The 25,835-nt window shown below is 62.1% G+C and carries 18 protein-coding genes; 5 read left to right on the top strand and 13 right to left on the bottom strand.

Annotated features, from left to right (window positions below; translation table 11 throughout):
• The first annotated feature begins 33 nt into the window (after positions 1-33).
• On the top strand, positions 34-1,413 hold the full coding sequence (purB, locus tag PRZ01_RS17725; protein WP_273598173.1) for an adenylosuccinate lyase: 1,380 nt from the start codon (positions 34-36) through the stop codon (positions 1,411-1,413).
• A 2-nt stretch (positions 1,414-1,415) separates the two neighbouring features.
• Here purB and PRZ01_RS17730 read toward each other — a convergent pair whose 3' ends face one another.
• The 3 genes from PRZ01_RS17730 to PRZ01_RS17740 form a co-directional block, all read right to left on the bottom strand.
• Positions 1,416-2,789 carry an ATP-binding protein gene (locus PRZ01_RS17730; protein ID WP_273598192.1) on the bottom strand — a complete coding sequence of 458 codons (1,374 nt, stop codon included), beginning with the start codon at positions 2,787-2,789 and terminating at the stop codon, positions 1,416-1,418.
• Between the two features lie 59 nt (positions 2,790-2,848).
• Positions 2,849-3,550, bottom strand: coding sequence for a response regulator transcription factor (locus tag PRZ01_RS17735; RefSeq protein WP_273598174.1), 702 nt, complete (start codon positions 3,548-3,550; stop codon positions 2,849-2,851).
• Between the two features lie 72 nt (positions 3,551-3,622).
• Entirely contained in the window at positions 3,623-4,552 is a 930-nt protein-coding gene (locus PRZ01_RS17740) for a GNAT family N-acetyltransferase (protein WP_273598175.1), read from the bottom strand.
• Between the two features lie 74 nt (positions 4,553-4,626).
• Here PRZ01_RS17740 and pyrF point away from each other — a divergent pair, with 74 nt between their 5' ends.
• Positions 4,627-5,481 carry an orotidine-5'-phosphate decarboxylase gene (gene pyrF / locus PRZ01_RS17745; RefSeq protein ID WP_273598176.1) on the top strand — a complete coding sequence of 285 codons (855 nt, stop codon included), beginning with the start codon at positions 4,627-4,629 and terminating at the stop codon, positions 5,479-5,481.
• A 266-nt stretch (positions 5,482-5,747) separates the two neighbouring features.
• A complete protein-coding gene (locus PRZ01_RS17750) occupies positions 5,748-9,035 on the top strand; it encodes a PAS domain S-box protein (protein ID WP_273598177.1) in 3,288 nt (1,095 codons plus the stop codon).
• 170 nt (positions 9,036-9,205) lie between these two features.
• Here PRZ01_RS17750 and cpaB read toward each other — a convergent pair whose 3' ends face one another.
• The 6 genes from cpaB to PRZ01_RS17780 form a co-directional block, all read right to left on the bottom strand.
• Complete coding sequence (gene cpaB, locus PRZ01_RS17755; protein WP_273598178.1) at positions 9,206-9,934, bottom strand: metalloprotease secretion chaperone CpaB; 729 nt, start codon at positions 9,932-9,934, stop codon at positions 9,206-9,208.
• Positions 9,935-9,955: 21 nt separating this feature from the next.
• Positions 9,956-11,749 carry a zinc-dependent metalloprotease family protein gene (locus PRZ01_RS19275; protein WP_273598179.1) on the bottom strand — a complete coding sequence of 598 codons (1,794 nt, stop codon included), beginning with the start codon at positions 11,747-11,749 and terminating at the stop codon, positions 9,956-9,958.
• 568 nt (positions 11,750-12,317) lie between these two features.
• Positions 12,318-12,695, bottom strand: coding sequence for a SirB2 family protein (locus PRZ01_RS17765; protein ID WP_273598180.1), 378 nt, complete (start codon positions 12,693-12,695; stop codon positions 12,318-12,320).
• Between the two features lie 48 nt (positions 12,696-12,743).
• Positions 12,744-13,124: a nuclear transport factor 2 family protein gene (locus tag PRZ01_RS17770; protein ID WP_273598181.1), complete on the bottom strand. Its 381-nt coding sequence runs from the start codon at positions 13,122-13,124 to the stop codon at positions 12,744-12,746.
• A gap of 23 nt (positions 13,125-13,147) precedes the next feature.
• The gene (locus PRZ01_RS17775; RefSeq protein WP_273598182.1) at positions 13,148-15,427 is read right to left on the bottom strand and encodes a xanthine dehydrogenase family protein molybdopterin-binding subunit; all 2,280 of its coding nucleotides are present in this window, start codon (positions 15,425-15,427) and stop codon (positions 13,148-13,150) included.
• On the bottom strand, positions 15,424-15,918 hold the full coding sequence (locus PRZ01_RS17780) for a (2Fe-2S)-binding protein (RefSeq protein WP_273598183.1): 495 nt from the start codon (positions 15,916-15,918) through the stop codon (positions 15,424-15,426). Before PRZ01_RS17780 ends, PRZ01_RS17775 begins: the two co-directional genes overlap by 4 nt.
• A 140-nt stretch (positions 15,919-16,058) precedes the next feature.
• Here PRZ01_RS17780 and ypfH point away from each other — a divergent pair, with 140 nt between their 5' ends.
• Positions 16,059-16,763, top strand: coding sequence for an esterase (gene ypfH / locus PRZ01_RS17785; protein WP_273598184.1), 705 nt, complete (start codon positions 16,059-16,061; stop codon positions 16,761-16,763).
• A 22-nt stretch (positions 16,764-16,785) separates the two neighbouring features.
• Here the strand turns inward: ypfH and PRZ01_RS17790 are convergent, their stop codons facing one another.
• The 4 genes from PRZ01_RS17790 to PRZ01_RS17805 form a co-directional block, all read right to left on the bottom strand.
• Positions 16,786-18,489, bottom strand: coding sequence for a M14 family zinc carboxypeptidase (locus PRZ01_RS17790; RefSeq protein WP_273598185.1), 1,704 nt, complete (start codon positions 18,487-18,489; stop codon positions 16,786-16,788).
• Positions 18,490-18,632: 143 nt separating this feature from the next.
• Positions 18,633-19,388 (bottom strand): class II glutamine amidotransferase, encoded by a 756-nt coding sequence (locus PRZ01_RS17795; protein ID WP_273598186.1) that lies wholly within the window; start codon positions 19,386-19,388, stop codon positions 18,633-18,635.
• Positions 19,389-19,402: 14 nt separating this feature from the next.
• On the bottom strand, positions 19,403-20,662 hold the full coding sequence (locus PRZ01_RS17800) for an NAD(P)/FAD-dependent oxidoreductase (RefSeq protein WP_273598187.1): 1,260 nt from the start codon (positions 20,660-20,662) through the stop codon (positions 19,403-19,405).
• A 159-nt stretch (positions 20,663-20,821) separates the two neighbouring features.
• Complete coding sequence (locus PRZ01_RS17805; RefSeq protein WP_273598188.1) at positions 20,822-23,587, bottom strand: TonB-dependent receptor domain-containing protein; 2,766 nt, start codon at positions 23,585-23,587, stop codon at positions 20,822-20,824.
• A gap of 832 nt (positions 23,588-24,419) precedes the next feature.
• Between PRZ01_RS17805 and PRZ01_RS17810 the strand changes: the two genes are divergently transcribed.
• Complete coding sequence (locus PRZ01_RS17810) at positions 24,420-25,721, top strand: TonB-dependent receptor plug domain-containing protein (protein WP_273598189.1); 1,302 nt, start codon at positions 24,420-24,422, stop codon at positions 25,719-25,721.
• Positions 25,722-25,835 lie beyond the last annotated feature (114 nt).

Raw genomic sequence — 25,835 nt, forward strand, 5'->3', positions numbered from 1 at the left:
ACCACTGTCCAGCGGCTCCCGCCGCTCTCTGCCATGAACAATGCCGCCGCCTCTTTCTCGATCAGCGCTCTCTCGCCCCTGGACGGCCGCTACGCCGCCCGTGTGGCCCCGCTGCGCCCTTTGCTGTCGGAGTACGGGCTGATGCACCGTCGTGTCCAAGTGGAGGTGGAATGGTTCATCGCCCTGTCGGACGCCGGGTTCGCCGAGTTCAAGCCGCTGACCGAGGCTTCGCGCGGTTTGCTGCGCGGCCTGGTGGCACGCTTCTCGGAAGCCGATGCACTGGCCATCAAGGAGATCGAAAAAACCACCAACCACGACGTCAAGGCGGTCGAGTATTGGTTGAAGGCGCGCTTTGACGCGAGTGCCGAGTTGAAGGCGGCCGGCGAGTTTGTCCACTTTGCCTGCACCAGCGAAGACATCAACAACACCAGCCACGGCCTGATGTTGAAGGCCGCCCGCGCCGATGTGCTGCTGCCCACGATCGATCGCATCACCGCCAAGTTGACCGACATGGCACACACGCTGGCCCAGGTACCCATGCTCAGCCGCACCCATGGCCAAACGGCCAGCCCCACCACCGTGGGCAAGGAAATCGCCAACGTGGTGGCGCGCCTGCGCACTGCCCGCGCCCGCATTGCCGATGTCAAGCTGCTGGCCAAAATGAACGGGGCCGTGGGCAACTACAACGCCCACCTGTCCGCCTGGCCCGAGTTTGACTGGGAGGCGTTCAGCCAGCGTGTCATCGAAAACCAGCTGGGCCTGAGCTTCAACCCCTACACCATCCAGATCGAGCCGCATGACTACATGGCCGAGCTGTTCGACGCCGTGACTCGCGCCAACACCATCCTGATCGACTGGTCACGGGATGTGTGGGGTTATGTCTCGCTGGGCTTTTTCAAGCAGCGGACCAAGGCCGGCGAAATCGGCAGCTCGACGATGCCGCACAAGGTCAATCCGATCGACTTCGAAAACGCCGAAGGCAATTTCGGCCTGGCCAACGCCTTGTTGACGCATTTGAGCCAAAAGCTGCCCATCAGCCGCTGGCAGCGCGACCTCACCGACTCCACCGTGCTGCGCAATATGGGCGTGGCACTGGGCTACGCAGTGCTGGGCTATGAGTCCTTGCTGAAGGGCCTGGACAAGCTCGAAATCAATGAAGCCCGCTTGGCGGAAGACCTTGACGCCGCCTGGGAAGTGCTGGCCGAGCCGATTCAGACGGTGATGCGCCGCTACGCGCTGCCCAACCCCTATGAGCGCCTGAAAGAACTGACCCGCGGCAAGCGCATCACCGCCGAGTCGATTCACGCCTTCATCGCCGGGCTTGAAATTCCCGAAACAGAAAAAACCCGCCTGCTGGCCATGACCCCCGGCAGCTACACCGGCAAGGCAGCTGAACTGGCCCAGCGCATCTAAGCTCAATCCACGGGCGCCAGGGGCCAGCTCATCTCCAACCGAGCGCCCCCCCATTGCGAGGAGGCGCCCATGCGGGCCCGTCCGCCATGGGCCTCGGTGACGCGGCGCACGATGGCCAGGCCCAGGCCGAAGCCACGGCTGCCGCGCTCCTTGTCGCGGTCCAGGCGTTTGAACGGCACGAACACCGCCTCGCGCATCGCCTCGGGGACGCCTTCGCCATCGTCCTCAACGACAAGTTTGACCTGATCCCCCTCCACCCAGGCCGAGAGCGCAATGTGATGCTGCGCATGGCGGGCCGCATTGCGCAAGGCGTTGCGCAACGCGTAAGGCAGCAGGCGCGCGTCGAAGCGAACCGGACGCGTCAGGCGTAAATCGGTGCTGAGCTGCTTGCCCTCCAACAGCGGTGCCAGACTGGCGGCCTCCTGGGCCAGCAGCGCCTGCAGGTCACCCGGCTCACAGTGCAGTTGCAAGGCCCCCATGTCCAGCCGGGCAATGGTGAGACTGGCGTCGATCAGGGTATCGAGCTCATCCAGATCCCGCTCGCAGGCTTGCACCGCCAATTCGCGCCGGGCCATATCGTCTTCTTCCACCAAAGCGTCGATGGCGAAGCGCAAACGCGCCAGCGGGGTACGCAATTCATGCGAGACCGCGCCGGTCAATTCACGCTGGGTCGCCAGCGCGGCGGCCAAGCGCTCCAGCGTGGCACGGGCGCCCGCAGCGATGGGCGCGAACAAGCGACTTTCCGGCTCGGCAATGGCGAGCTCGAAGCGGCCTTCCGTCATGGCATCCGCCGCCATCTGCAAGCGGCGAATATCGCGCCACACCGGCCGCAAAATCCACGCGGCCAGGGCAAACACCGCCAAGGCCAAGCTCAAGCCCGCCAATAATTGCATCCACACCTCACGGGGCAGGTTGATGACATTGGGCTGCCCGTCCTCGTCATTCAGCGGTCCCAGGCGCAAGATCGGTGCACCGTCTTTCACCGGGCCGGCGGGCGGCAGAGCGGCATAGATGCGGCGGTTGAAGCCCAACACCACCAACTCGCCACGCGCCAAAGCACGCCGGTCTGCAACGCTCAACTCAGCCCCGGACACCAGCCTGACGGGGTAGGAAAACTTCTCGTCCAGCTGCTGGATGCGGACCTGCCGCTCAGCCACCGACAAAGGCGCCAACTCACTCACCAAGATATCGACCGTGCCGCGCATGAAGCGCCGCACATAGTTGTCGGTCACCCCGTTCACGGCCAAGCCCATCAGGCCCTGGATCAGCCAGACCAGCGCCAGCGCGGCCAGCCCCAGGCCCAAGGCCACCCGCGTCATGGGGGAGTCCGCTTTGCGCCACGGTGCGGGCTTGGGGCCTTGCGTCTTACCTTGCATCTGCACGGATGCGTCCTCCTTCATCGGCAGCTGTTGGCGGCCCCAGCCCTTGCACCCCATCAATCGGGCGCGAACAGATAACCCTGTCCCCGCACGGTCTTGATCCGTTCGGCGGCTTGCGGCTGGTCGCCAATTTTCTTGCGCAAGCGCGAGACGCGCGCGTCGATGGCACGGTCCAGCCCGTCGAATTCAATGCCCCGCAGCCCTTGCATGATGTCGTCACGAGACACCGTGCTGCCCGCCCGCTCGGCCAGGAAGATCAGCAGGTCGTATTCAGCCGTTGTCAGCTCCACAGGTTCGCCATTCACGCGCACATCGCGCGAGGCGCGCTTGATGACCAGCGGCCCGAACACCATCTCGTCGGTGTCCCCCGACAGCGCGTGCGAACCATCGCGGCGCAGCAGCGCCTTGATGCGTGCCAGCAAAACGCGCGGAGCCACCGGCTTGGTGATGTAGTCATCGGCCCCACCTTCCAGGCCCAGTACCTGATCGATGTCATCGTCGCGCGCGGTCAGCATCACGATGCGTCCTCTGACATGCGAGCGCGTGTCGCGCAACACGTCAAAACCGTCTTTGCCAGGCAAATGCCCGTCCAGCAAGATCACGTCAAAGAATTCGGCAAGCATCAGGCTCTCGCCCATCTGTCCGTTGATGCAATGCGTCACGTCGTAGCCGGCCTTGCGCAAAGCCTCCACCACCAATTGCGCCAGGCGCTCATCATCTTCAACCAGCAAGATGCGGACCGTGGGTTGCGTCGTCATGGCCTCAGCCTCCTCATTCAACTCGAACCCTGCCATTCTCAGCCCAGATGGGGGGCGGGTTCGGCCGCTGTTTCAAAGCCGATCTTCCCAGGCCAGGGCGGCAATCTTCCAGTGTGAACCCTGCTTGACCAACTGGATGGACTTGACCCCTTCGCGGTGCTGAACATGGCCCTGATCGAGCCAGGACTTGCGGCAGCGCAGCCACACATGCGCCACCCGGCCCTGCAACTCCAGCCGCTTGGTACTGACACTTTCCTCGTACTCGCGCCAAGCCCCTTGTGGACCTAGCAATTCGGCCCGCTGCCGCATGAAGGTGGGCAGATCCAAGCCCGCCAAGTCACCGCGCTCATCCCCAAAATGAATGACTGCCCGCCCCAGCATCCAAAACGGCAGCGCCGTCACATTGGGCACCCGGCCATCGCGGTTGTCGAAGGCGCGATAAAAGCGCTGCAACATGTCCTTGATCTGGCTCTCATCACTGCGTTCGGTACTTCTACCGCCCCAGGAGAACATGCGCGTGACGCCGTCATGGCCGTCCAGCAGCAGGTCTTCTTGGTACAAAAACCCAATGCTCAACAGCACATTTTGAGAGGGCGTGTTGTCCACCGCCGTGGTGGCATACAACCGCGTCTGGCCCAAAACGTTTTGCGCGTAGGCCATGCAGGCCGCTGCGGCTTCACGGGCGTAGCCTTGCCCCCAATAGCGGGGTAAAAAAGCGTAGCCGATGTCCGGTGCGGGGAGGTAGTCGCGCTGCAACAGGCCGCACATGCCCAGCAAAACACCGTCGCTGGCCCGCTCAACGGCCCACAAGCCCAGGCCGCTCGACCAGTAGCCGGCAAACAGCTTTTCTTCCATCCAAGCTCGGGCGGCGGGCAGATCCCGCACGCCAGAGTCACGAATATTCACGATCCACGACGGTTCGGTCAGTTGCGCCAGCACATGGGGCGCGTCCTCCGGTACAAACCAACGCAGACGCAGTCGTTCAGTCTTCAATACCAACATGCTTGGTACCTCCCTTTGAAGAAAACCCGGACAATATGGCACCTCCATGCCCGCCTCTATGGCCATCATCGCCCATGAATTTCATCCAGCAGCTGCAAGCCTCAGAAACCCTCAACGACTCCCTGCTTTGCATCGGCCTGGACCCGGAACCGGCCAGATTCCCGGGGGCATGGCGGGGCGATGCCGGGCGCATTTTTGATTTTTGCGCCGCCATTGTGGACGCGACCAAAGACTTGGCCATCGCCTTCAAGCCGCAAATTGCCTACTTCGCCGCCCACCGCGCAGAAAGCCAGTTGGAGCAGTTGATGGCGCACATCAAACGCGTGGCGCCGCACGTCCCGGTGATTCTCGACGCCAAACGGGGCGACATCGGCAGCACCGCCGAGCAATACGCCAAAGAAGCCTTCGAGCGCTACCAGGCCGACGCTGTAACGCTTTCGCCCTTCATGGGCTTTGACTCCATCGAGCCCTATCTGCGCTACCCGGACAAGGGCGCCATTCTGCTGTGCCGCACCTCCAACCCCGGCGGCAGCGATTGGCAGAACCAGCGCCTGGCCGATGTACCCGGCACGCCCCGGCTCTATGAGCATCTGGCGCGCCTGGCGCAAACCGACTGGAACAAAAATGGCCAATTGGGCTTGGTGGTGGGGGCCACCTTCCCCGCTGAAATCGCCCGGGTGCGCGAGTTGGCGCCAACGCTGCCGCTGTTGATTCCAGGCGTGGGCGCGCAAGGCGGTGACGCCGAAGCCACGGTGAAAGCCGGTTGGCGACGGGCGGCCCCCGAAGCCAACAGTGGGCAAGGCGGGCCGATCATGGTCAGTTCGTCCCGCGCGGTGCTTTATGCCAGCGCCGGGGACGACTTTGCTGCTGCCGCCCGCCGTGTGGCCATGGACACCCGTGCCCTGCTGAACCGGGCACGCGCAGCCTGATCCGGGTGAGTCGCCGTGCGGCGATGAAGGGCGACCGAGGAGCGAGAACTAATGCGCAATTCCATCGGTATCGCAAGCCTGAATCCGAATTACACCGGATTTCAGGCGCTGTACGGATGGTCGCCATCGCCCGGCTCATACAAACTTCAGCCTCCCAGGTTCGTCAGCCTGCGCCCTTTGTGCACGCATGGTGCGGCTCGTTTGATGACCTGACTGCACAACAGCCGCTCAATACCGAGCGATTCATGCGATGAGATGAGGGCGGAGTGAGCAAAGCAGATACGCAGGACGATTTGAGCAGCCTGGTCGGGCAGGAACTGACACTCGCCGACCAACAGTCGCGGCTGGAGCAAGGTGTTCGCTGGCGATCCGTCAAACTGATTCTGGGCATGGGCGCGCTGCTTCTTGGCGTGGGTGCCATCATTCTGGTGTTGATCCGCGCGCCACAAGAGCCCCTGGGGGGCTGGTTGCCGCCGTCGCTGGCAGCGTTCCTGGCGATTTGCTGCGCCGGGGCCTACCGGCGCTTGCCACGCCACCTCGGGCAGCCGGCTCTGGTGTGGCTGATGATCGGCGTGTTGACGCTGGCCATCAGCGTTGCGGTGTCCCGCAGCTTGGGCACGCACTCCATCACGCTGGCCATTCTCTGCCTGGTGCCAGCCTTGACCACCGGCATGTTGGGGCTGCGCGCGGGCTTGTTGCTGACCGGCATGGCCGCGTTGGCCTTGCTGGGCATGAGTTGGGCGGAGGTGCAGGGGTGGGCCACCAGCCCCATGGGCAACCAGGATGTTGGCATTCGGGCAGTTGCCCACCTGGTTAATCTGCTAACGGGCTTGCTCACCGGCGTCGGACTGCTGCGCGTGGTTGAGCGCGGCGCGCGCGAGGCCAATGAGCGTAATGCCCGTTTCCGCGGCCTGCTGAGCATGGCGGCCGACTGGTACTGGGAAATGGACCGCGAATTCCGCTTCACCCACGTGGCCGAGGACAAACCCGGCCGCTCGGGCCTGGACCTGCAGGCCCGTTTGGGCAAAACGCCCTGGGACATGAGCGAACAAAGTGCCTCCGACGAGGACACCGATGCCCACCGGGCCGATCTGGAAACGCACCGCCCCTTCCACGGCCTGGTCATGCGCCGCCGAGGTGTGGACGGCAATATGCGCTACGTCTCCATCAGTGGCGAGCCCCGCTTTGATGCCCACGGCAATTTTCGGGGGTACTGGGGTGTAGGCCGGGATGTCACCCATGAGGTGCAGGCTGAACAGGCGATTCACGCCACCGAGACGCGCTACCGGGAGTTGTTCCGCCGCTCGCCTTCACCGCTGGTGCTGCACCGCTGGGGCCGGGTGATCGATGCCAACCCGGCCGCCATGGCGATGTTCGGCTACACCCAGCGCAGCAGCATGGTGGGGCAAGACCTGTTCTCGCACTACGAACCAGGCGACGATGAGCGAGCCCGCCAAAGCGCTACAAAAATGGAATCGATGACGGTGGGCGCCATCCTGCCCATGACGGAATATCGGCTGCGCACGCTCTCCCGCCGGCGCCGGTTGGTCAACGCCACCAGCGTACGGGTGGAGGCAGAGAATGGTCCGGCCACGCTGAGCTTTTTCATCGACCAGACCGAACAATCCCGCGCCCAGGATGCCTTGCGACGCTCCGAGGCCTTGCTGTCGCACCTCGTCGCCACCAGCCCCGACGTGATCACGTTGACCGAGTTAAACACTGGCCGATACGCCATGGTCAATAAAACCTTCGAGCGTCTGGTTGGGCGCTCCATCGAAGAAGTTTTGGGGCACACGGCGGAAGAACTGAACGTCTGGTACGACCTGAACGACCGCACGCGTGTGGTGGAGACGGTGCGCCAACAGGGGCGGATCAACGACATGCCGGTGACCTTCCGCAACAATTTGGGCCAACCGATTTCGATGGTGATGTCAGCGGCGCCATTCGAGATGGACGGCGAGCAGTTTCTGGTCATCAATGCCCGGGACGTCACCGAAACCGAGCGCTCACGCCTGGTGCATCAAGCCATCCTGGAAAACGCCTCCATCGGCATCGCGCTCACCCGCGATCAGCATTTCATCCAAGCCAATCGCTGGGTGGAAACCATGTTTGGCTGGCCCAAGGGCGGCATGGTGGGCCAGCCGGGCCGCATCGTTTGGCCCAGTGATGACGAATACGCCGCCATCGGCCAGGAGCTAGGCCCCCGCCTGGTCCAGGGCGAGCAGGTCGAGGTTGAACGGCCCATGCGGCGGCGCGACGGTAGCACCTTCCTGTGCCGCTTACTGGCCAAGGCCGTGGACCCTCACCACCCGAGTCAGGGCGGCACGATCTGGATCATGGAAGACGTGACGGAGAAACGCCGTGTCGAAGCGGCCCTGGCCCAGGCCAAGGACGAAGCGCAGGCGGCCAACCGCGCCAAGAGCGCCTTCCTGGCCAATACCAGCCACGAACTGCGCACCCCATTGAACGGCCTGTTGGGCTTGGCGCGCATGCTGCAAAAACCCGACCTGGAGGCAGGCACCCGGCGCGAATACCTCGATCAAATGCTGGACAGTGCAGAAAGTCTGTCCGGGCTGATCTCGGACATCCTCGACCTCTCCAAGATCGAGGCCGGCCGCTTGACGCTGGAAGCGGCCCCTTTCGCCCTGCGTGAAATGCTGTCGACCATGCGCATGGCCTACCTGACGCTGGCCCACGCGCGTGGACTGGGCTTTGACATCCAGATCGACGCGGCCGTGTCGCCCTGGGTCGTGGGCGACCAGATCCGCATCCGGCAGATTCTCAGCAACTACCTGAGCAATGCGCTGAAGTTCACACCCACCGGCTCAGTCTCGGTGCGGGTTCTGGCCAAGGAAAACGAGTACGTCCGCTTTGAAGTTGCCGACACGGGCCCGGGCATCGCCCCGGCCTTGTTCGAGCGCCTGTTCCAGCCCTTCACTCAGGCGGATGAATCCACCACCCGACGCTTTGGCGGCACCGGCCTGGGCCTGTCCATCTGCCGCGAATTGGCGACCTTGATGGGCGGCGAGGTGGGGCTGGAAAGCCAGGAGGGCCAGGGCTCAACCTTCTGGGCTGAAGTGCCCTTGCCCGCGGCGGCCACCCCGATCAGCAGCCGCCCCCGGGAGGCGGGCGACAACCGCGACCTGCAGGGCCGGCGCGTGCTGATGGTGGAGGATCACCCCGTCAATATGATGATCGCCGTGGCGCAGTTGCAGCAATGGGGCTTGGAAGTCTCACAGGCCAGCAATGGCAGCCAGGCCGTGGAAGCCATTCATGCCGCAGCCAGCATGGGCAAACCGTTTGACGCAGTGCTGATGGATGTGCAAATGCCGGTAATGGGCGGCCACGAAGCCACGCGGGAAGTGCGCAAACGCTTCAATGCAGAAGAATTGCCCATCATCGCCCTGACCGCCGCCGCCCTGGTGTCCGAGCGCGACGAAGCCTTGTCGGCGGGCATGAACGACTTTCTCACCAAGCCCATCGACGCCCCCAAGCTGCGCGCCACCCTGGTACGGTTGATCGGTCAGCGAGGCAGCGACACGGCGCCGCGCTGATGCCGGCGCGGGCCCATTGTTGGGCGACGACGCAGCGGGCTCAGCGGACTTGAAGGCCAGCACCCCGCCCAAGGCCTGCACCCCACCGTCGCGCAGCCACCCGAACAACAGCTGGTGTGCACCGGGGCAGGCACGCCGCCCGGGTGGAGAGCAGGGCCAAACGCGTGCGTTCAGTGATCGTGCAAAACATCTTGCCCGTTTGCCGGCAACTGAAAGCCATCGGCTTCACTGTGCATCCAGCCATAGCCATTTTTGGCCTCCATGTTGAATCGCCCCAACGGCAGGCTGATGGCACCGATGGTGTAGTGGTCGCTCAGCGTCTGCGTGAATGAGAACTGCCCCACGTCGCCGCTGTCGTCAGTCAACCGCCCCTGCCAGCGCACGATGTCGCCACGGGCCTCCACGAGATCGATGACCGCCTGATAGGTGACCCCCAGTTGCGGCACCATCAAGTCAAAACGTTGCTCGGCTTCCCGGGCTTCCAGCACATATGGATCAAATTGAACGAACTGGCGGTTTGGGATCAAACTTTGACGCGCCGCAGGCCACAGATGGGCCTTGGCCACTTCAGGGTCCGCCAACACCAGCACGGCCGTTTTTTTCGCCCCGGCAGCAAACAGTTGCGGATCCAGCCGGGACTGCGGCCGCCGTTGCTGGGCCTGATCCAGGCTCAGTGTTGACGCCTTGGCCGTCGTTGGGCTGGCACTGGTTTGCGGTACCAGTCCCGGAAATGCCTCGGGTTGCGGGGCAGCAAGTGCCGCCGAAGCGGCCGATGCGCCCGGTGCGTTGGTGGGCACGACAGGCGCCGACGCCCGATCGGCTTGATTAACCCACACCAGGCCACCCAGCAGCACGGCAACACCTCCGGCGAACAAAGTGAGACGGTTCGGTGTTGCCATGGCGTCGATCTCCAGGCTGAATCAACGCAGCGCTGCCGCAGAGGGCGCGTGCATATTGATGGCGCGAACAGCGTCCGTATCGTTCTCGATGCCCATGCGGATACCCAGCTCGTAGGTATACAAATTGGGCGAGGAGTAGAACGGATTGCCGTTGCCTGCCATCACCGTCGAGGCCCCACCAAAGCCGCGGCCAAATGGGGCATCGCCATCGCCCGTCGCGCCACCATGGTTCAGCCCCATGTTGTGGCCGAATTCATGGCGCATCACGTTGGTGCCGCAGCTGAGCGAGCCAGACGCCACCATGTTGAATCGCATGCGATAGCCCTCAAGGAAAGCCACGCCACAGCCATCCGCCGTTGAGTCATGGTAAACCGCAGCGGCGCCCAAATTGGTTCGTGCCGTTTGGATGACCGTGTCTGAGCGAGCTCCGGCCAGCACCGTACCCAAACCGGTACCCGGGACGGAGCGCTGCACAAAGCCGACCGGCTTGACATACAACTGCGCACCGGAGTTCTCCATGGCTTCGTTCGTCATGCGCACGCTCTCAAGCTGGCGCGCTTGTGCAGCCTGCACGCCCAGTTGCTGCGCCACCTCATCGCTGTAGGCCAACAACATGGTGACCAGAACGGTGTCACGCTGCCACTGTCGATTCGCGTCCAGCACAAAGCGAACTGTGTCGCCGGTATTGATTTGAACGGGCGTTGCAAATCCTTGCATCGGGCTGTTGGCAGACACGGAGAAACCAAATGTTGCGCTGCTGCGCACGATCACCTTGTCGCCAGGTTGACCGGAGGTGGGCAGCACAACTGACTTGACCCAGTTGCCGTCCGCCGAAACGTAGCTCGTCACGGGTGAATATGGCGCGGGAATGGTGGTGCCGCCGATCAGCTGCTGGGACACGTAGGTGGGGTTCGTGGCGGATTGCAAAACCCAGTACCCCTTGTCCTTGATGAAGAGGAACTCCAACTTGCGGGCACCGGTCAGGCCAAGACTCAACGTGCCCTTGTCGCGCCGGTTCGCGGTTGACACGTTGGTGCGCCAGTCAGCCGAGGATTGCAAAATGAGCTTGTCACGGTCTCCCGCGGTGGCGGGCAGGGTCACTGAATCCGTCCAATCGCCGTTTTGGTACACCACCTTGGTGAGTGGTGCGGCAGGTGTTGGAATCGTACTGCCAAATTGACGCGGCCCCATCGTCAGGGAAGGGGTAGCCAAGGGCGCCCAGCGTTGATCGCCGGATCGATACACAAACACATAGGTGTCACCCGCACGAATAGTCGTCGTGCCGGCAAACAAGAGGTTGGCCGTGTTGATCTTCGAGGGGTAGGTGGCCGAGGACCGGACCACCATCAACTGGTTGTCCTGGCCCTGGGTGGGCAATGTCACCGTGTCGACCCAGTCGCCGTCGGCCATTTTGAATTGAGTCACCTTGTTTGCCGTGGCCGGAATGACCGATGAACGAATCCCTTTGGGCGTCAAGGTCAGCGAGTCAGCATGCCACTTCTGGTCAGCGGCATCAAACACAAAGCGCATACTTTCACCGCGCCGCAACGAGGTGCTGGTGATGGGCACGTCACTGTTGCCCAGCATGACATTGGTGTCGAATGTGGCCTGATTGTTGATGATCAGTTGGTTACCACTCAGGCCGGATGGGGGCAGCGTGACCGAGGGAACCCAATCGCCGTCGTACAGCGAGAACGTGATGGATTCATTGCGGGTGGGGATGTTCCCGCTGTGAATGGCGGTGGGGGTGAGGTTGACAGCCTGGGCTGACAGCGAGGCAATGGCCATGGACATGGCCAACAGGGCTTTGATCACGATGGGTTCCTTTAATAGCAGTTATCGATCTGCAACGAATGGCGGCAGCGGCGCGCTGAGTCGGCACGTTTTCATTTCTTGCGGGTCGAAAGTGACATTTTGATATTATCAAATCTGGCATTTTGAGTGTATTGATCGGGCCTTAAGGCGTCCATCCCCGCGAGTGAGGGTTGTCTTTAAAGTGATACAAATGAACCTCTATTATTTTCAGTGCAGTTGCTTGCCTCGCCCTCCTCGGCTTCCCAAGGGATCGCAGGCAAGAGGCCTCGGGCCCAGAGTTGCACCGGGGCAACTTATCGATCGAAGATCAACCCGCAGACGGTTTGGATGCGCCGGTCAGAAACTGGGTGCGTGAGGCACGGCAAGTCAACAAGCGCTAATGGCCACAACGGGCCACTGAAAGCCGAGCAAGGCAACGGCAACGGCAACGGCAACGGCAACGGCGGGCAAGATGGCTCAGCCGCAAAGCACGGCGATGCGCAGCGGCATCGCGAGCAAAAACACATCCGATTTCAGCGTGACGGTCACGGGGGCCCGGCTTGAACGCCCCCGCCCAGACACTGCACGCTCACAACCCCAGCAGCGGCTCGCGGGTGTAGGACACGCCCATCATGTACGCCAGCATCAGCAGCGCGTAGAGATAGGCCAGGCTGCGGAATTCACCTTTGCCCATCGCCAGATAGGCACAGGCCGTGTAGCCGACCAGCGCCAGCAGCTTGAGTGCCAGCCACGCATCACGCAGCGGTGAGTAGTACAGCAGCACCCACAGGCTCAGGCCGGTCACGGTCAACAGGGTATCGGCACAAAACACCAGCACGCTGAAGCGGCTGTCCAGCGGCCAATTGGCGCCGAACTGGACCGCCAATCCCCGCACCAGAAACAGCAAGACGCTGAACCAGGCCAGGGCCACATGGGTCTGGCGCATGCCATCTGAAAACCAATCCATAACGTTCTCCTCACACGGTGAGAAGCTTGGTCAGTCGCCGGCTCGCTGTCAAGCCGCGTCCAGGGTGATCGCCCCGAAAACGAACCAGGCCCGGGCGATACGCCCCCCCTGCACCGCATACAAGGCCACCAACTCCATAGACCCCGGGCCTTCGGGAAAACTGCGGCGGATGCGCTCATGGTCGATCACCAGATCGCCCGCCACGATGCGGTTCACCAGCGTGGCATGCACCAAGGGGTCGGTAAAGCGTGCGGCAAAACGCTCACGCAGGGCCGCCGTGCCGCGCGCCAGCAGTGTGGCGGGGTGTTCGAATTGCTCGGCGTCATCGGCATAGATGGCCAGCAGCGCCTCCAGGTCTTTGGCGTTGTAGGCGTCGAGCTGCGCCTGGACGATCGCCTCCGGCGATGGGGTGGAAGAGATCGAATTCATCGTGAGGTGTCAGTGCCTGAACTTCATTTTCCAGCGCTCAACGGGAGGCGGCGCAGGCGTTCTCCTGTCAGCGCGAACCAAGCGTTAGCCAAGGCCGGTGCCACCGGCGGCACACCGGGCTCGCCCACGCCGGTGGGCGGCAGCTCGCTGGGCAACAGATGGGTTTCAATGCGCGGTGTCTGCGCCATCGTCAACAGCGGGTAGTCCGGAAAACTGCGCTGCTGCACAACGCCGCCCTGGATGTCGATGCGGCCAAACAGCGCCGCGCTCAAACCGAAGATCACGGCGCTCTCCAGCTGCTGCGCCACGATGCCGGGATTGACCACCTGCCCGCAGTCCAGCACGCTGACCACCCGCAGCACGCGAGGTCGCCCGTCTTGCGAACTCACCTCCATGACCTGGGCGTTGATGCTGCCAAAACTCTCGTGCAGCGCCAAGCCGCGCGCCACGCCCTGCGGCAGCGGCGTGCCCCAACCGGCTGCTTCGGCGGCCCGCTTCAACACAGCGGCATGGCGCGGCAGGCCGACCAGCAGGCCCAGGCGATAGGCCAGCGGGTCAGCCCCTGCAGCATGGGCCAGTTCATCAACAAAGCTCTCGGTGAAAAAAGCGTTGTGCGAATGACCCACCGAGCGCCAATTGCCGATGGGCACGCCGCTGCGCGTGGCCTGGTGCGCAATGCGCTGATGGGGAATGGCGTAGGGGTGGTCGAACAAGCCCTCGCTTGCGGTCTTGTCGGGCGTGTCGATCGGGCCGGCCAGGGCGGGCAGGACCCGCTCCATCCAGCGCGGCTGAATGGCATCGCCCGCGCTGCCCGCCAGCCAAGCCACGGCTTGGCCCTGCGCGTCCAATCCCGCTTGCAGAAAAGCAGCGCCAGCCGGCCGATAGAAGTCGTGGGTCATATCCTCTTCACGCGACCACAGCAGTTGCACTGGCACACCACCGGTGTCCATGGCCACGCGCACCGCCTGGGCCACATGGTCTACATCCAAGCGCCGGCCAAAACCGCCGCCGAGGTAGGTTTGGTGCAGCGTCACCGCGTCTTCAGGCACACCCGCCACCCGGGCAGCCGCCGCACGCGCCAGGCCCGGCACCTGGGTGCCCACCCACAGGGTCACGTGCCCGTCCTTGACCTGAGCGGTGCAATTCATGGGCTCCATGGTGGCGTGCGCCAAGTAGGGCGCCTCATACAGAGCCTCCACTTTGCGGGGCGCGGTGGCCAGCGCCAGGGCGGCATCCCCTTGCGACTGAAATACAAAGCCAGACTGGGCCGCCTGCCGTGCCTTGGCCGCTAGATCCGCCGCAATGACTGCAGTGTCAAGCGCGCCGGCCGGGCGTTGCTGCCACGCCATGTCGAGCGACTGCACCGCACGCAAGGCCTGCCAGCTGTTCTGCGCCACCACGGCCACCGCGGCGTCGCTGCCCGCCAGCGTACCCAGCTGCACCACCCGCAACACGCCCGGCATTTGCAGCAAGGCATTGACGGGAATGACCCCCGGGCTGCCCCCGAGGATGGGGCTGTGCCGCAAGGCGGCAAACAGCTGGCCGGGCTGGCGAACGTCAATGCCAAACCGGGCCGTGCCATTGACCTTGGCCTGCAGGTCCGAACGTGCAGCCGGCCGACCCAGCAATTGCCATTGCGCTGCAGGCTTGAGCCGCACCTCGCCGGGCGGAGTGGCTGCGGCCTCACGCGCCAGCTCGCCCAAGGTGGCATGCGGACCGGAGGCGTGGCTGACCACGCCGGCCTCCAACTTCAGTTCAGCCAGGGGCAACTTCCAGCGCAGCGAGGCGGCTACCAGCAATTGCTGGCGCGCCGTGGCTGCGGCCCAGCGCAAGGGCTCCCAGGCATCGCTCACGCTGCTGCTGCCGCCAGTCAGGTTGATGCCCAACTCGCGCGCCACCTTGGCCACCAGCCATCGGCTCAAACGTGCTGGGCGGGTCTCCTGACCGGGCTCGGTGCTGCGTGGCCCCAGCGGCAGGCTGCTGACAATGGCGGCCACGTTGCCATAGAAAGACTGGTAACCCGCTTGCTCCAGGCGCACCTGCTGCAAGGGCACATTCAATTCTTCGGCCACCAATTGCGCCAGGGCGGTGTGCACGCCCTGACCCATTTCGCTGCGATTCATGGCCAGGATGACGTGGCTGTCCGCATCGATCTTGATCCAGCCGTTCAAGGCCACGTGGCCGCCCACCAGGGCCCAGGCCGAGGCAGAACCCACACGGCTGCGCGGCGGCATGGCGCCCCAGCCCACCAGCAAGGCTGTAGCGCCGCCCAGGCCGCTCAGCAACAAGGTGCGGCGCTTCACTTGCGAGCTCCGGTCGAGGTCAGGGGGGCCGACGCCCGTTGTGCAGCCGCCTGTTTGATGGCGGCACGCACGCGCGGATAGGTGCCGCAGCGGCAAAGGTTGGTCATGGCGGCGTCGATATCGGCGTCGGTGGGATGACGGTTGTTCTGCAACAAGGCAGCCGCGGCCATCAGCATGCCGCTTTGGCAGTAGCCACACTGCGGCACCTGTTCGGCCAGCCACGCCAGTTGCAGTGCGTGGGGGTGGGCCTCGCTGCCCAGGGCTTCAACGGTGTGAATGCGCCGCCCTTGAACGGCCGACAGCGGCGTGACACAGGAGCGCACGGCCTGCCCGTCCACATGCACAGTGCAGGCCCCGCACGCCGCGATGCCGCAGCCGAACTTGGTGCCCGTGAGGTTCAACCCATCGCGCAGCGCCCACAACAAGGGCATGGCGGGATCGCTGGCATGGGCAGGCAAGGCCTGCACTTGATCGTTGACATTCAATTCCACAAACGTTCTCCCTGTGCCCAAGGCCCCCACCTGGGCGGGCCACGCAAGCGCGCAGCATAGCCGAGCACATTCCCACCGGCTGGCGCTCAAGCGACAATCCCGGCATCTCGACGATGCCTGCAGCTTGACTGCCCCCGACCATGAACGCCGACGCCACCGCCACTCCGCCCGCAATCGTCCACCTGCCCGCCAGCGGGGCGGTCGATTTGTGCTTCATCTTGCTGCATGGTGTGGGCGCCGACGCCGCCAGCATGGACCCCTTGCGCGAAGCCCTGCGGGCCCAGTACCCGCAGGCGGCGCTGGTGTCGCTCAACGGGCCGGTGCCAGCGCCCGGTGGCGGGCAGGCCTGGTTCGATGTTGACGGGCTGACGGCCGACTCGCTGACCGAGCGGCTTGACCAAGCCCTGCCGGAGTTGATTCAACGCATTCAATCCTGGGGCCTGCACTTCGAGCTCAGCGGTGAGCGCGTGGCGCTGGCCGGCTTCTCGCAGGGCGCCACGATGGCGCTGGAGGCCGCGCAGGCACAAGAGGGTTTGGTGGGCCGGGTGCTGGCGTTTTCAGGCGGCCACGCAAAGCGACCCGACCATGCGCCGCACGAGGTTTCCATCCACCTGCTGCACGGCATGGCAGACGCCCTCGTGCCGTATCAACCCGTGGTCACGATGGCGCGCACCCTGGTGTCCCTGGGCGCCGACGTGACGGCCGACATCTTGCCCGACATCGGTCATGAGCTGCACCCCACGCTGATTGAAAAAGGCATGGCGCAGCTGCGCACCTTTGTCCCCGCCCGCCTGTGGCGCGCTGCAGCGGCCGCAGCCGCCGAGCAAGACAAGAAGGCCGACTGAGCGCTTGCCGACGCCCTAAAGCTCAGTCCAGCGACACTTCCGTGCGGACGGTGCCGGCGCGATCCGCCGTGGCGCTCAGGGCCAGCCGCGTGCCTTTAGGCGCCCGCACCACCCACTCGCCCACCGCACGGTCGGCAGTCACCTCACGCTGAGGCAAAAACGCCTGCTGGCTGGACTTGGGCGCGTGGCCTTCGAGTTGCGGGCCCTCCATGCGCTCCTTGCCGCTAACGAGGGTGATGGTGGGATCGCCCGAGGGCAGGTGGATCTCGAACATCACGCCCCGCACCACCTTGCGCTCCAGCGCACGCTTGGTCACATAGGCCGGCAAATAGCCACTGTTGGCCACGGCCAAGCGAATGCGCCAGGTGTCAGGCCCCAGCGCCCGAACCTCGGTGCGCAGCAACTCCAACTTGGGCAAGGACAAGGTGATCTGGTTCATCCACGCCGGAAAGCGCGCCGCCTCGCGCTCGCGCAGCGCCGGTGGCGGATTGCGCCAGAAATTCATCTTGTCCCAACCGCCAATCTCAACGGCACCGAGTTGCGGATGCAAGAACGGGCGCCAGTCCACATGGGCTTGGCCGCCGCACTGCTCGTCGCTCCATTTGAGCAGCTTGAGGTCGTCTTCAACGGGATGGTCGCGGAACCAGTCGATCCACTTGTAGCCCTCGATGCCCGCCTCTTTATTGGGCGACCACAGTTCGACGACCCAGAACAGCGCGCCGAGGTGCTCGTACACCCAATCCTGCGTGCCGCTGGTCACCTCTTTCGGGTGGTATTTGAAATCATGCCAGATGCTGAGGGCCGGATAGCCGCTGTGCCGCTCACCCAAGGCGGAGAAGCGCTTGTAGGTCCACAAGTCCTCCGGCGTCATGTCGTCGTCACTCTGCGTACCCATGGGGCGCAAGATCACGCCGCTGTGGGTGTGATAGCTGATGGCGGCACCGATGTTCGGGTGGCTGGTGATGAAGTCCACCATGGCCCGCACCTCGGGCTCGCTGGTCGGGTAGGGGCCTGCGCCCAGTTGCTTGTACTCCTGCCGCCAGTCGCTCGGGAAGTTGCGGTTCAGGTCCAGGCCTTCGCGGTCTTTGTTGACAGTGACGGTCAGCCCATCGTGGTTCTTGATAAAGCCTTCGGGCATCAGGCGATAGTACTCACCGCCGAATTCACCGGGCTCGCGCGCCACCATCAAACGTGGCTCTTCGGGGTGTTTTTTGTAGCTGCCATGCGGATCGGGAATGCGCAAGGTCAGGATGCGGCCATCGCCATCCACGTCTTCAATCGTCAAGCCGTCCACCGGCGCTTCGTCAAAGGGATAAGGGCGTGTGGACGAGCGGATGTGGCGCGGCCGATCCGCCAGCGCCATTTCCGCACCGTCGGGGTTCAGTCGCGGCACCATGTACACCACGCGGGTGTCCAGCAACTGCGTGACTTCGGGGTTGATGCCATAGCCGGAGATCAAATGGTTCAGGTAGTACAGGCAAGCCGTGCTGGCCATCAACTCGGCCGCATGGATATTGCCGTCCAGCCAAAAGGCCGGCTTGTCGACATCTGCGCCTGTCACGGTATTGGTCAGCACCAACACCCAGATATCCCGCCCCTCGTAGCTCTTTCCGATGGAGCGCACTGACACCAGATTGGGCCGCGCTTGCGCGTAAGCGAAGAGCAACTCGGTCAGCGGCTCATAGCGATGGAACTCGTCAAAACGGGGGGTCGGCAGGTCAGCCATGAACACTCGCAAAAATTGGGCGAAGGCTCATTGTGCACAAAGGCGGGGCGCTGCGCAGTCCCTCAAAACACAAACCGGTGAATCAATCAGAGTGAAAGGGTTCGGCGCACCAATTTGCCGCACCGCAACATACACAGCAACACTCAGGCCAGCAGTTGGCCATCCACAAAAACCTTCAGCTCACCAGCTTGAAAAGCCACCCACGGCTCGTCACGCGTCAAGGGCTCGGTGGCGATCACCGCAACCTGGTCCCGCGCGGTGGTGTGGTCCGAAAAATCAACGCTCAAATCTTCGTCCTGCAACTGCACCCGCCCGAAGGGATGGCGCCGCAACAGGTAGTGGAGATGGGTCGAGCCATGCGCCCACAGGGCCTGGCCATTCGACAGCAGCATGTTGAAAGTGCCGTAGGCATTGAGCTGCGGCAGCAACTCGCGAAGGGTGTGGCTGAGCTCTTCGATGCTGGGTACGTCACAATGGGCTTTGGACAATTCCTGCATCAACCAGCAAAAGGCGCGCTCACTGTCGGTTTGGCCCACCGGCTTGAAGGCCGCATGCAGACGCGGATTGAAGTCCTTGAGATTGCCATTGTGGGCAAACACCCAGTACCGCCCCCACAGCTCGCGCTGAAAGGGGTGCGTGTTTTCAAGCGTGACCTCACCTTGCGTGGCTTTGCGGATGTGCGCAATGACGTTGTCGCTCTTGATCGGATATTCCTGCACCAGCTTGGCCAGCGGCGACACGCGTGCGCTGTGATGGTCGACAAAATGCCGCAGGCCCCGGCCTTCAAAAAAGGCAATACCAAAGCCGTCTTTGTGCTCCTGCGCCCGGTTGGCCAACCCGGTGAAGCTGAACATAACGTCGGTTGGTGTGTTGGCGTTGAGGCCCATCAATTGGCACATGGCGGCGGCGCTATCTATTCCAAAAACAGGCGGGAAAAGCCCTTGAGGCTGACCAGATGGCCCGGGTTGCTGGTCTCGTTGAGCACCCCGCTCATGCGCTGCAGCAGGCGCGGGCTGCGCTGCGCACGCCAGATCAACACATCCGCCAACCACGGAAAGGCATTGACGCGATTGGCACGCTGGTAGAGATCGAATTTTGGCTTCAATGCCCGCAGGCTTTGCTCATAGGCCTCACGCACCTGGCCCTCGGCCCAGCCCTGGCGGCGCCCCGCCAACAGCGCATCGGCCACCCGCATGCCCGTCTCCATCGCCTTGCCAATGCCCTCGCCAGTGAAGGAGTAGGTGCTGCCGGCCGCCTCACCGGTAACCATCAAACCCGGGCGGCTCCAGCGCGCGCCGGTCAAGGTGCAACGCAGCGGCGCGCCTTTGAGCTCGGACACCAACTGCCCCTCTCGCATCAAGGCCGCAGCGGGCTCATAGCTCTCCACAAACGCGTCAAAAATGGACCGCAGATTCAAGGCCTTCTTGCTGCCCTTGCCGCCCACCGCGCTGTGGCTGTCGGTGACACCCACTCCGATATTGAAGCAATCATTGGGCGCCGGAAAAATCCACCCATAGCCAGGGCGAACCGCCTTGCCCCAGACGATCTCCAGCGCCTTGATGCGCCCCACCATGGAGGGTGCATGCACATAACCGCGCAGCGCGACGCCACTCGGGGTGTGCCGCTCGCACATGCCTGCCGCGCCGAGTGCCTTGGGCACCGCGCCGGTGGCCAGAACCACCCATTCGGCCTGCACTTCCACCAACGCATCACCCACCTTCAGCAAAGCCCCGTTGACACGACCCTGCGCATCTTCCAGCGGCTTTTCGAATCGTGCCGGCGCCACGAATTGAGCCCCCGCATCTTGCGCAGCTTGGCACATCAGCCGATCCAGATCGCGCCGCGGCAAAACAGCCAATTGCCCCGGCACGTCAATGCGCCCACCGCGCGGCCCGACGCAGCCGACATGGCTCATATGTTGCGCCAGGCTCATGACTTGATCCAGCAGCCCCAATCGAGCCAGCGCCGCATGGGCATCGGGGATCAAGCCATCGCCACAGATTTTGTCGCGCCCTTGCGGCAGTTGATCGACCAGCAATACATGCCACCCCGCCTGCGCCAGCACGCGCGCGCACGCATTGCCCGCCGGCCCTGCACCGACAATTAGCACCTCACAGCGCTCTGGCACCGACTGCGGGTTGGGCATTTGCAGCGAAGGATCGACCACTGACATCAAAAAATTCTCCCAGGATGAAAGGGCATTTTAGGCAGCGCACCGCCCTTGCGGCGGCCGCGCCAAGCACAGACTCGCTGCGCCAAAGAAAAAAAGGGGAGCCGAAGCCCCCCCCTTTTGACGAATAGAACCCAGATTGGGTTCGACTCGCAACCCCGATCAGAACGTGAAAGAGCCGCTGGCGTACAGCGTGCGCATCATCGGGCTGGCATAACGTGGGTCGTAACCCACCTGGTGCCCCGATGAGTCACGCAACGACAGCGGAGGCGCCATGTTCAGCACGTTCTTCATGCCCAGACGGAACTCCAAGGCCTTGGTGTACTTGTACGAGCCCTGATAGTCCAGGGTGTAGTAGCTCGGCACATTCAAGGTGATCTTGGTGTTCAAACCGCTGGCCATGTCCCGCACGGTCTGGGTACGGTCGCGGTAGCCCGAACGCATGTTCAACACCAGGTTGTTGGTAAAGGCGCCCGTTTCCACGGTCAGGCTGGCACGCGAGATATTGCGGAAGGCCACCGTGGCGTCCTCACCGTAATGGCCCATGCTGTCGGTGAAGTCGTTGGACGTGCCCGGACGGGTGTACGACGCATCGATCAGGTAAGTGCCCGACCAACCGGCCGTGACGCGGCCAAAGTCCATCTGGAAGCGTGTCACCACGTCCCAGTCGATACCGCTGGTGTTCGACTGACCGATATTGGTCGATGCATTGATGTACGCGTAGTACGGCTGCAATTCGGCGGGCTGCTTGTACGTGGTGAACAAGGAAGCGTACTTGGCCGGGTCGGCAAACGCTTGGTTGGCCGACACCGCACTGACTGCGTCGGTGATCTTCACGGTCCAGTAGTCGGCGCCAATGCCGAAGGAGCTGGTCGGCTCGAAGCGCACACCCAGGGTGCCCTGCTTGGACTTCTCAGGCTTCAGCTGGTCATTGCCCCCCGACATCTGCGAGTACTGCGTCTTGCCGGCCTTGCACGCATCGGTCCCCGGGAACGGGCAGTCGTAGGCCGAAGCAGTCACGCCGTTGGCCACCAGCGGTTGCGCAATGTCCAGCATGCTGGGCGCCTTGAAGCCCGTGCCGTAGGAGCCGCGCAGCAGCACTGCGTTAGACAACTGATAGCGGGCCGACAACTTGTAGGTCGCAGCGCTCTGACGATCGCCCACGGTCTTGTTGTTCAAGCTATCCTTGATGGCGCTGAAGGTGTCATAACGGCCTGCGGCGGTCAGCTCAAACGCTTTGCTCAGGGGCATCAGCAATTCGACAAAGGCGCCAGCGTTGTCACGCTTCATGTCGTACGGTGTGGTGGCCGCGTAGTTGTAGATGTCGCCATTCACGGCAGCTTCAGACGGCGTGCGCTTGAAGTGGGTGTTGTGGACATCGCCACCAACACCCAGGCTGGCCGCGCCGCCAGGCAGGTTGAAGATCTCGCCCGAAGCGCGCACATCAGCGCCCGTCAGGGTGGTGGTTTCATTGCGAACCGTGCCATGGAAGATGGAGTTTGCAATCAACTGCTGTGTGGCCGCGCTTTGATTGCCCGCCACTGCGAAGGGATCAAAGCTGACGTTCTTCACCATGTTGGTGAATTCGGCCGTCTTGAAATAGCCGCCCACGTATTGCTCGTTGATGGCGTTTTCGGACCAAGTCAAGGCACCGTTGATGTTCCAGGTGCCCACTTCAGCATCAGCGCCAACGACAAAATGCTTGGAGTCAGTGATGCTGCGCGAATCACGCGTGCCGAAGTCCTGGGCGCGATACAGCGCCTGAACAGTGCTCACATTGGCCAGCTGGGTGGCCGACAAATTCGGCGCCACATACTGGGTGAACAGGCTGGAGCTGGTCGGGATCGTCACCGGCACCGGGTTGGGCGCAATGCGAGCGATCAGGTTCAAGCGTGAGTAAGCGGCGTCAGAGAACAGCGTCAAGGCGTTGTTGACCTTGAACTGCCCCGTGGCGAACAGGGAGTCCGTCTTGGATTCAGGGAAGATGTCGATCGTGCTGACAAAGTCGAACGCGCACATCTGACTGACCGAGGTCGCCGACGAGCTGTTGTTCAGACTGTAGAAATTGTTGGCCGCGCAACTGCCGTTCGACTTTTGATAAGGGTTGAACGAGTAGACCGGCAGCTTGGAAGCCTTGTTGAAGGTCACCTGCGCATTGGCCGGAACCGCAGAAGTGCTGGTGCGATCGTAAACATAACTCTTACCGTCCAGGGTCACTGGCAGGTAAGCAGTTTTGGCAAAGCTGCGGTCACCCGACTTCAGCTGTTGCTGGTCGTCGTGGCGATAGGTGGCGACAAAGTTGAAGCGGTCCTTGTCCAGATCGCCCATGCCGTAAGTGATGCTGGCATTGGACGACCGGCCGCCCCCTTCCAGCGGTACATTCATGCGCGCTTCCACGGTACCGCCCTGGACATTGCGCTTCAGCACAAAGTTGACCACACCGGCAATGGCGTCTGCGCCATACAGCGCCGATGCGCCGTCAGTCAGCACCTCGACGCGCGCAATCGCGCTCATCGGGATGGCGCTCAAATTCACGCCGTTGCCCGAACCGGTCGGCGCCACACGGCGGCCATTCAAGAGCACCAGGGTGTAAGACTCACCAATGTTGTGGATCGAAGCCGACGCAAAACCACCCGAATTGGAGCCGATGGCCGTGTCTGAAATCGAGAACCCCTGCATGGCAGGCAGCTTCTGAATCAATTCGGCCACGCTGGTTGCGCCCGTGCGCTTGATCTGCTCTTCCGAAAAGATCTGGACCGGCAAAGCGCCCTCGGCAGCAATACGTTTGATGCTCGAACCGGTGATCTCGACACGCTCCAACTGCTGCGCATCTTGTGGCTGCGGCGCCTGCTGAGCATGCGCGGACAAAGCCACGACGGCGAAAACTGCGGTGCTGACCGCGCTGAACTTGCAGTTCTTCAACAACATAAGTTAGATGTCCTCGGGGATTGGTGGACCAAAAAAAGCAATCGCGCCAACCCACCCCCGTTGTGAGGAAGCGGCTTGGCGCAATCACGCTAGGCGTCGCGACTTTAACGATTTATTTGCACGCCTTTGCAATTCGGAAACATTTGTCACCGGAATGCAACAAGCCGCGCCGGATCGCGGAGGAGAGGCGACGGCTGCATCGCCGGACTGGGCGATTGAGGGCATGGCAAGGGCGTTTGGGGGTCTTGGAGCAGCGAGCGGAACCGTTGCACTCCATTCGAATTTCTGCGACCGAACCTATTTGATAACAAATCATTTGATTGGCACTCATTCAAACCGAAGCAAGGTGCCGTTGAGACGTGCCTCATCAAAATCCTTCGCCAACCTTCCACACCAAACAAATCAAACTACGCTCAAATAACTAATTATCAACACCGCATATATCAAGTCATTTAGATTCACCTCAACATTGCAAAATTTAATCAAATAACAAATTACCTAGACGCATCAACAACTCGAAGCCCACAAAGTCTTTCTAATAACCGCATATCAATCAACAGTGAACACTTAATTTCCCTTGTGCTGCAGCGGCAACACGGGCAGTGACATAGGGGTATAGCCTTCATGCTTCGACACCAAGAATAAAGGTGGGCACTCCTGGAACGAGGATGCCACGCCCACCATGACCAAAGAATGGATGAAACCACTCAAACTCAAAAATATTGAAGGCGGCCCTCAGTCATAAAAATCCATTAGCCATTCATCAAACAGTAGTCAACCATTTAATTAATAAGTCCATCACCACAACACAAACTCCAAAAGAGGAATCAAAATGTTCAAAAAGCAAACTCTGGCCAAAAGCCTACAAATCGCTTTTAGTGCGACAACAATTTGCTGCGCAGCTACCCCCTACGCCCTTGCGCAGTCGACTCCGCCTCAAATTATTGAACGTATCGAAATCACTGGCTCACGAATTCGTCAGATTGACAAAGAAACTTCGCAACCCATTGTGAAGATGACGCAGGCTGACATCCAAAAAAGCGGCTTGGTGACGGTGGGAGACCTCATCAATTCCATGACGGCGGCTGGATCGCCTGATTTCAGCAAAGGCTCTGTACTGACATCAGATCGCGAGCAGGGCGGTCAATACGCCAATTTGAGAAATCTTGGCTCCGAACGGGTATTGGTTCTGGTCAATAGCCGGCGCTGGACTCAAACGGTGGGCGGCTATACCGACATGTCCACCATTCCGTCCTCGATGGTTGATCGCATTGAAATATTGAAGGATGGTGCGTCCGCCATTTACGGCTCCGATGCCATTGCAGGCGTGCTCAACATCATTCTGAAAAAGAACATGGATGGGGGTTTCGCTAGTACTTATATAGGTCAGAACCAAAAAGGAGATAACCGCACCCAGGATTTCAACTTCAGCTATGGAGGTGGCAGCGAAAAGGCATCAATAATGTTCGCCTTCAGCTACAACAAGACCGAACCGGTTTGGTCCAAAGATCGAAACATCACCAGCACCACGTTTGGACCTGACCACGTCGGCGATGGGTTCGGAACAGGTCCATGGGGGCGCATCCGCCCGGTCAACTCATCTGGAGCCGCAGACACCAAAGGGTTCAACTACGTGTTGAACCACACCGGCGGCGCATGGGGTGATGGCACTGGGGTCGATGCGCGCAACCCCGCGAATTACCACACCTATGCTGGTGCAGCCGAGGACAAATTCAACTCGACTTCTCAGATGATGTTTCAATCCGGCACAGAGTTGAAATCAATATTCACAAAGGGTACGCTGGAGTTGACGCCAACCCTGCACTTCAGTTCCACGGCCATGTTCGCTGACCGCTCATCTGCCCGACAAATCGCGGGCTATCCCCTCAACAGTGGCAGCCAACCCGATTACAAGGTTTACATTGACAAAGACAGCTATTTCAACCCCTATGGCAATGGGGTGGCGGGCGCGGGAAATGGACAAGACCTATTCTTCTATCGCCGAACCATTGAAGTGCCCCGTGTCTCAAACAACAATAACAAAACCACGCATTTCGACGCTGGGCTTGAAGGTGATTTGAGCATCGCCGGCAAACCATGGACTTGGAACGCCGGGCTCAATTACAGCGTCTGACCTGCAATACCTCGCCAACCCGCATGAACACTGGTGATTTGGGGTGAATGCCGATGGTCGGAACTCCCAGGAAGATATCCAATCGATATTGATTTCTGGGAGTTCTGGAGGGGC

Source organism: Roseateles koreensis, assembly GCF_028595305.1.
GTDB classification, from domain to species: domain Bacteria; phylum Pseudomonadota; class Gammaproteobacteria; order Burkholderiales; family Burkholderiaceae_C; genus Paucibacter_A; species Paucibacter_A koreensis.

What these genes read in the sequence shown, in the direction of transcription:
- PRZ01_RS17735 (WP_273598174.1), bottom strand. Translation starts at nt 3,550, where the DNA reads ATGACGACGCAACCCACGGTCCGCATCTTGCTGGTTGAAGATGATGAG.
- PRZ01_RS17790 (WP_273598185.1), bottom strand. Translation starts at nt 18,489, where the DNA reads ATGGCTGACCTGCCGACCCCCCGTTTTGACGAGTTCCATCGCTATGAG.
- PRZ01_RS17765 (WP_273598180.1), bottom strand. Translation starts at nt 12,695, where the DNA reads ATGGATTGGTTTTCAGATGGCATGCGCCAGACCCATGTGGCCCTGGCC.
- cpaB (WP_273598178.1), bottom strand. Translation starts at nt 9,934, where the DNA reads ATGGCAACACCGAACCGTCTCACTTTGTTCGCCGGAGGTGTTGCCGTG.
- PRZ01_RS17770 (WP_273598181.1), bottom strand. Translation starts at nt 13,124, where the DNA reads ATGAATTCGATCTCTTCCACCCCATCGCCGGAGGCGATCGTCCAGGCG.
- PRZ01_RS17800 (WP_273598187.1), bottom strand. Translation starts at nt 20,662, where the DNA reads ATGTCAGTGGTCGATCCTTCGCTGCAAATGCCCAACCCGCAGTCGGTG.
- pyrF (WP_273598176.1), top strand. Translation starts at nt 4,627, where the DNA reads ATGAATTTCATCCAGCAGCTGCAAGCCTCAGAAACCCTCAACGACTCC.
- purB (WP_273598173.1), top strand. Translation starts at nt 34, where the DNA reads ATGAACAATGCCGCCGCCTCTTTCTCGATCAGCGCTCTCTCGCCCCTG.
- PRZ01_RS17740 (WP_273598175.1), bottom strand. Translation starts at nt 4,552, where the DNA reads ATGTTGGTATTGAAGACTGAACGACTGCGTCTGCGTTGGTTTGTACCG.
- PRZ01_RS17810 (WP_273598189.1), top strand. Translation starts at nt 24,420, where the DNA reads ATGTTCAAAAAGCAAACTCTGGCCAAAAGCCTACAAATCGCTTTTAGT.
- PRZ01_RS17730 (WP_273598192.1), bottom strand. Translation starts at nt 2,789, where the DNA reads ATGCAAGGTAAGACGCAAGGCCCCAAGCCCGCACCGTGGCGCAAAGCG.
- ypfH (WP_273598184.1), top strand. Translation starts at nt 16,059, where the DNA reads ATGAACGCCGACGCCACCGCCACTCCGCCCGCAATCGTCCACCTGCCC.
- PRZ01_RS17805 (WP_273598188.1), bottom strand. Translation starts at nt 23,587, where the DNA reads ATGTTGTTGAAGAACTGCAAGTTCAGCGCGGTCAGCACCGCAGTTTTC.
- PRZ01_RS17795 (WP_273598186.1), bottom strand. Translation starts at nt 19,388, where the DNA reads ATGTGCCAATTGATGGGCCTCAACGCCAACACACCAACCGACGTTATG.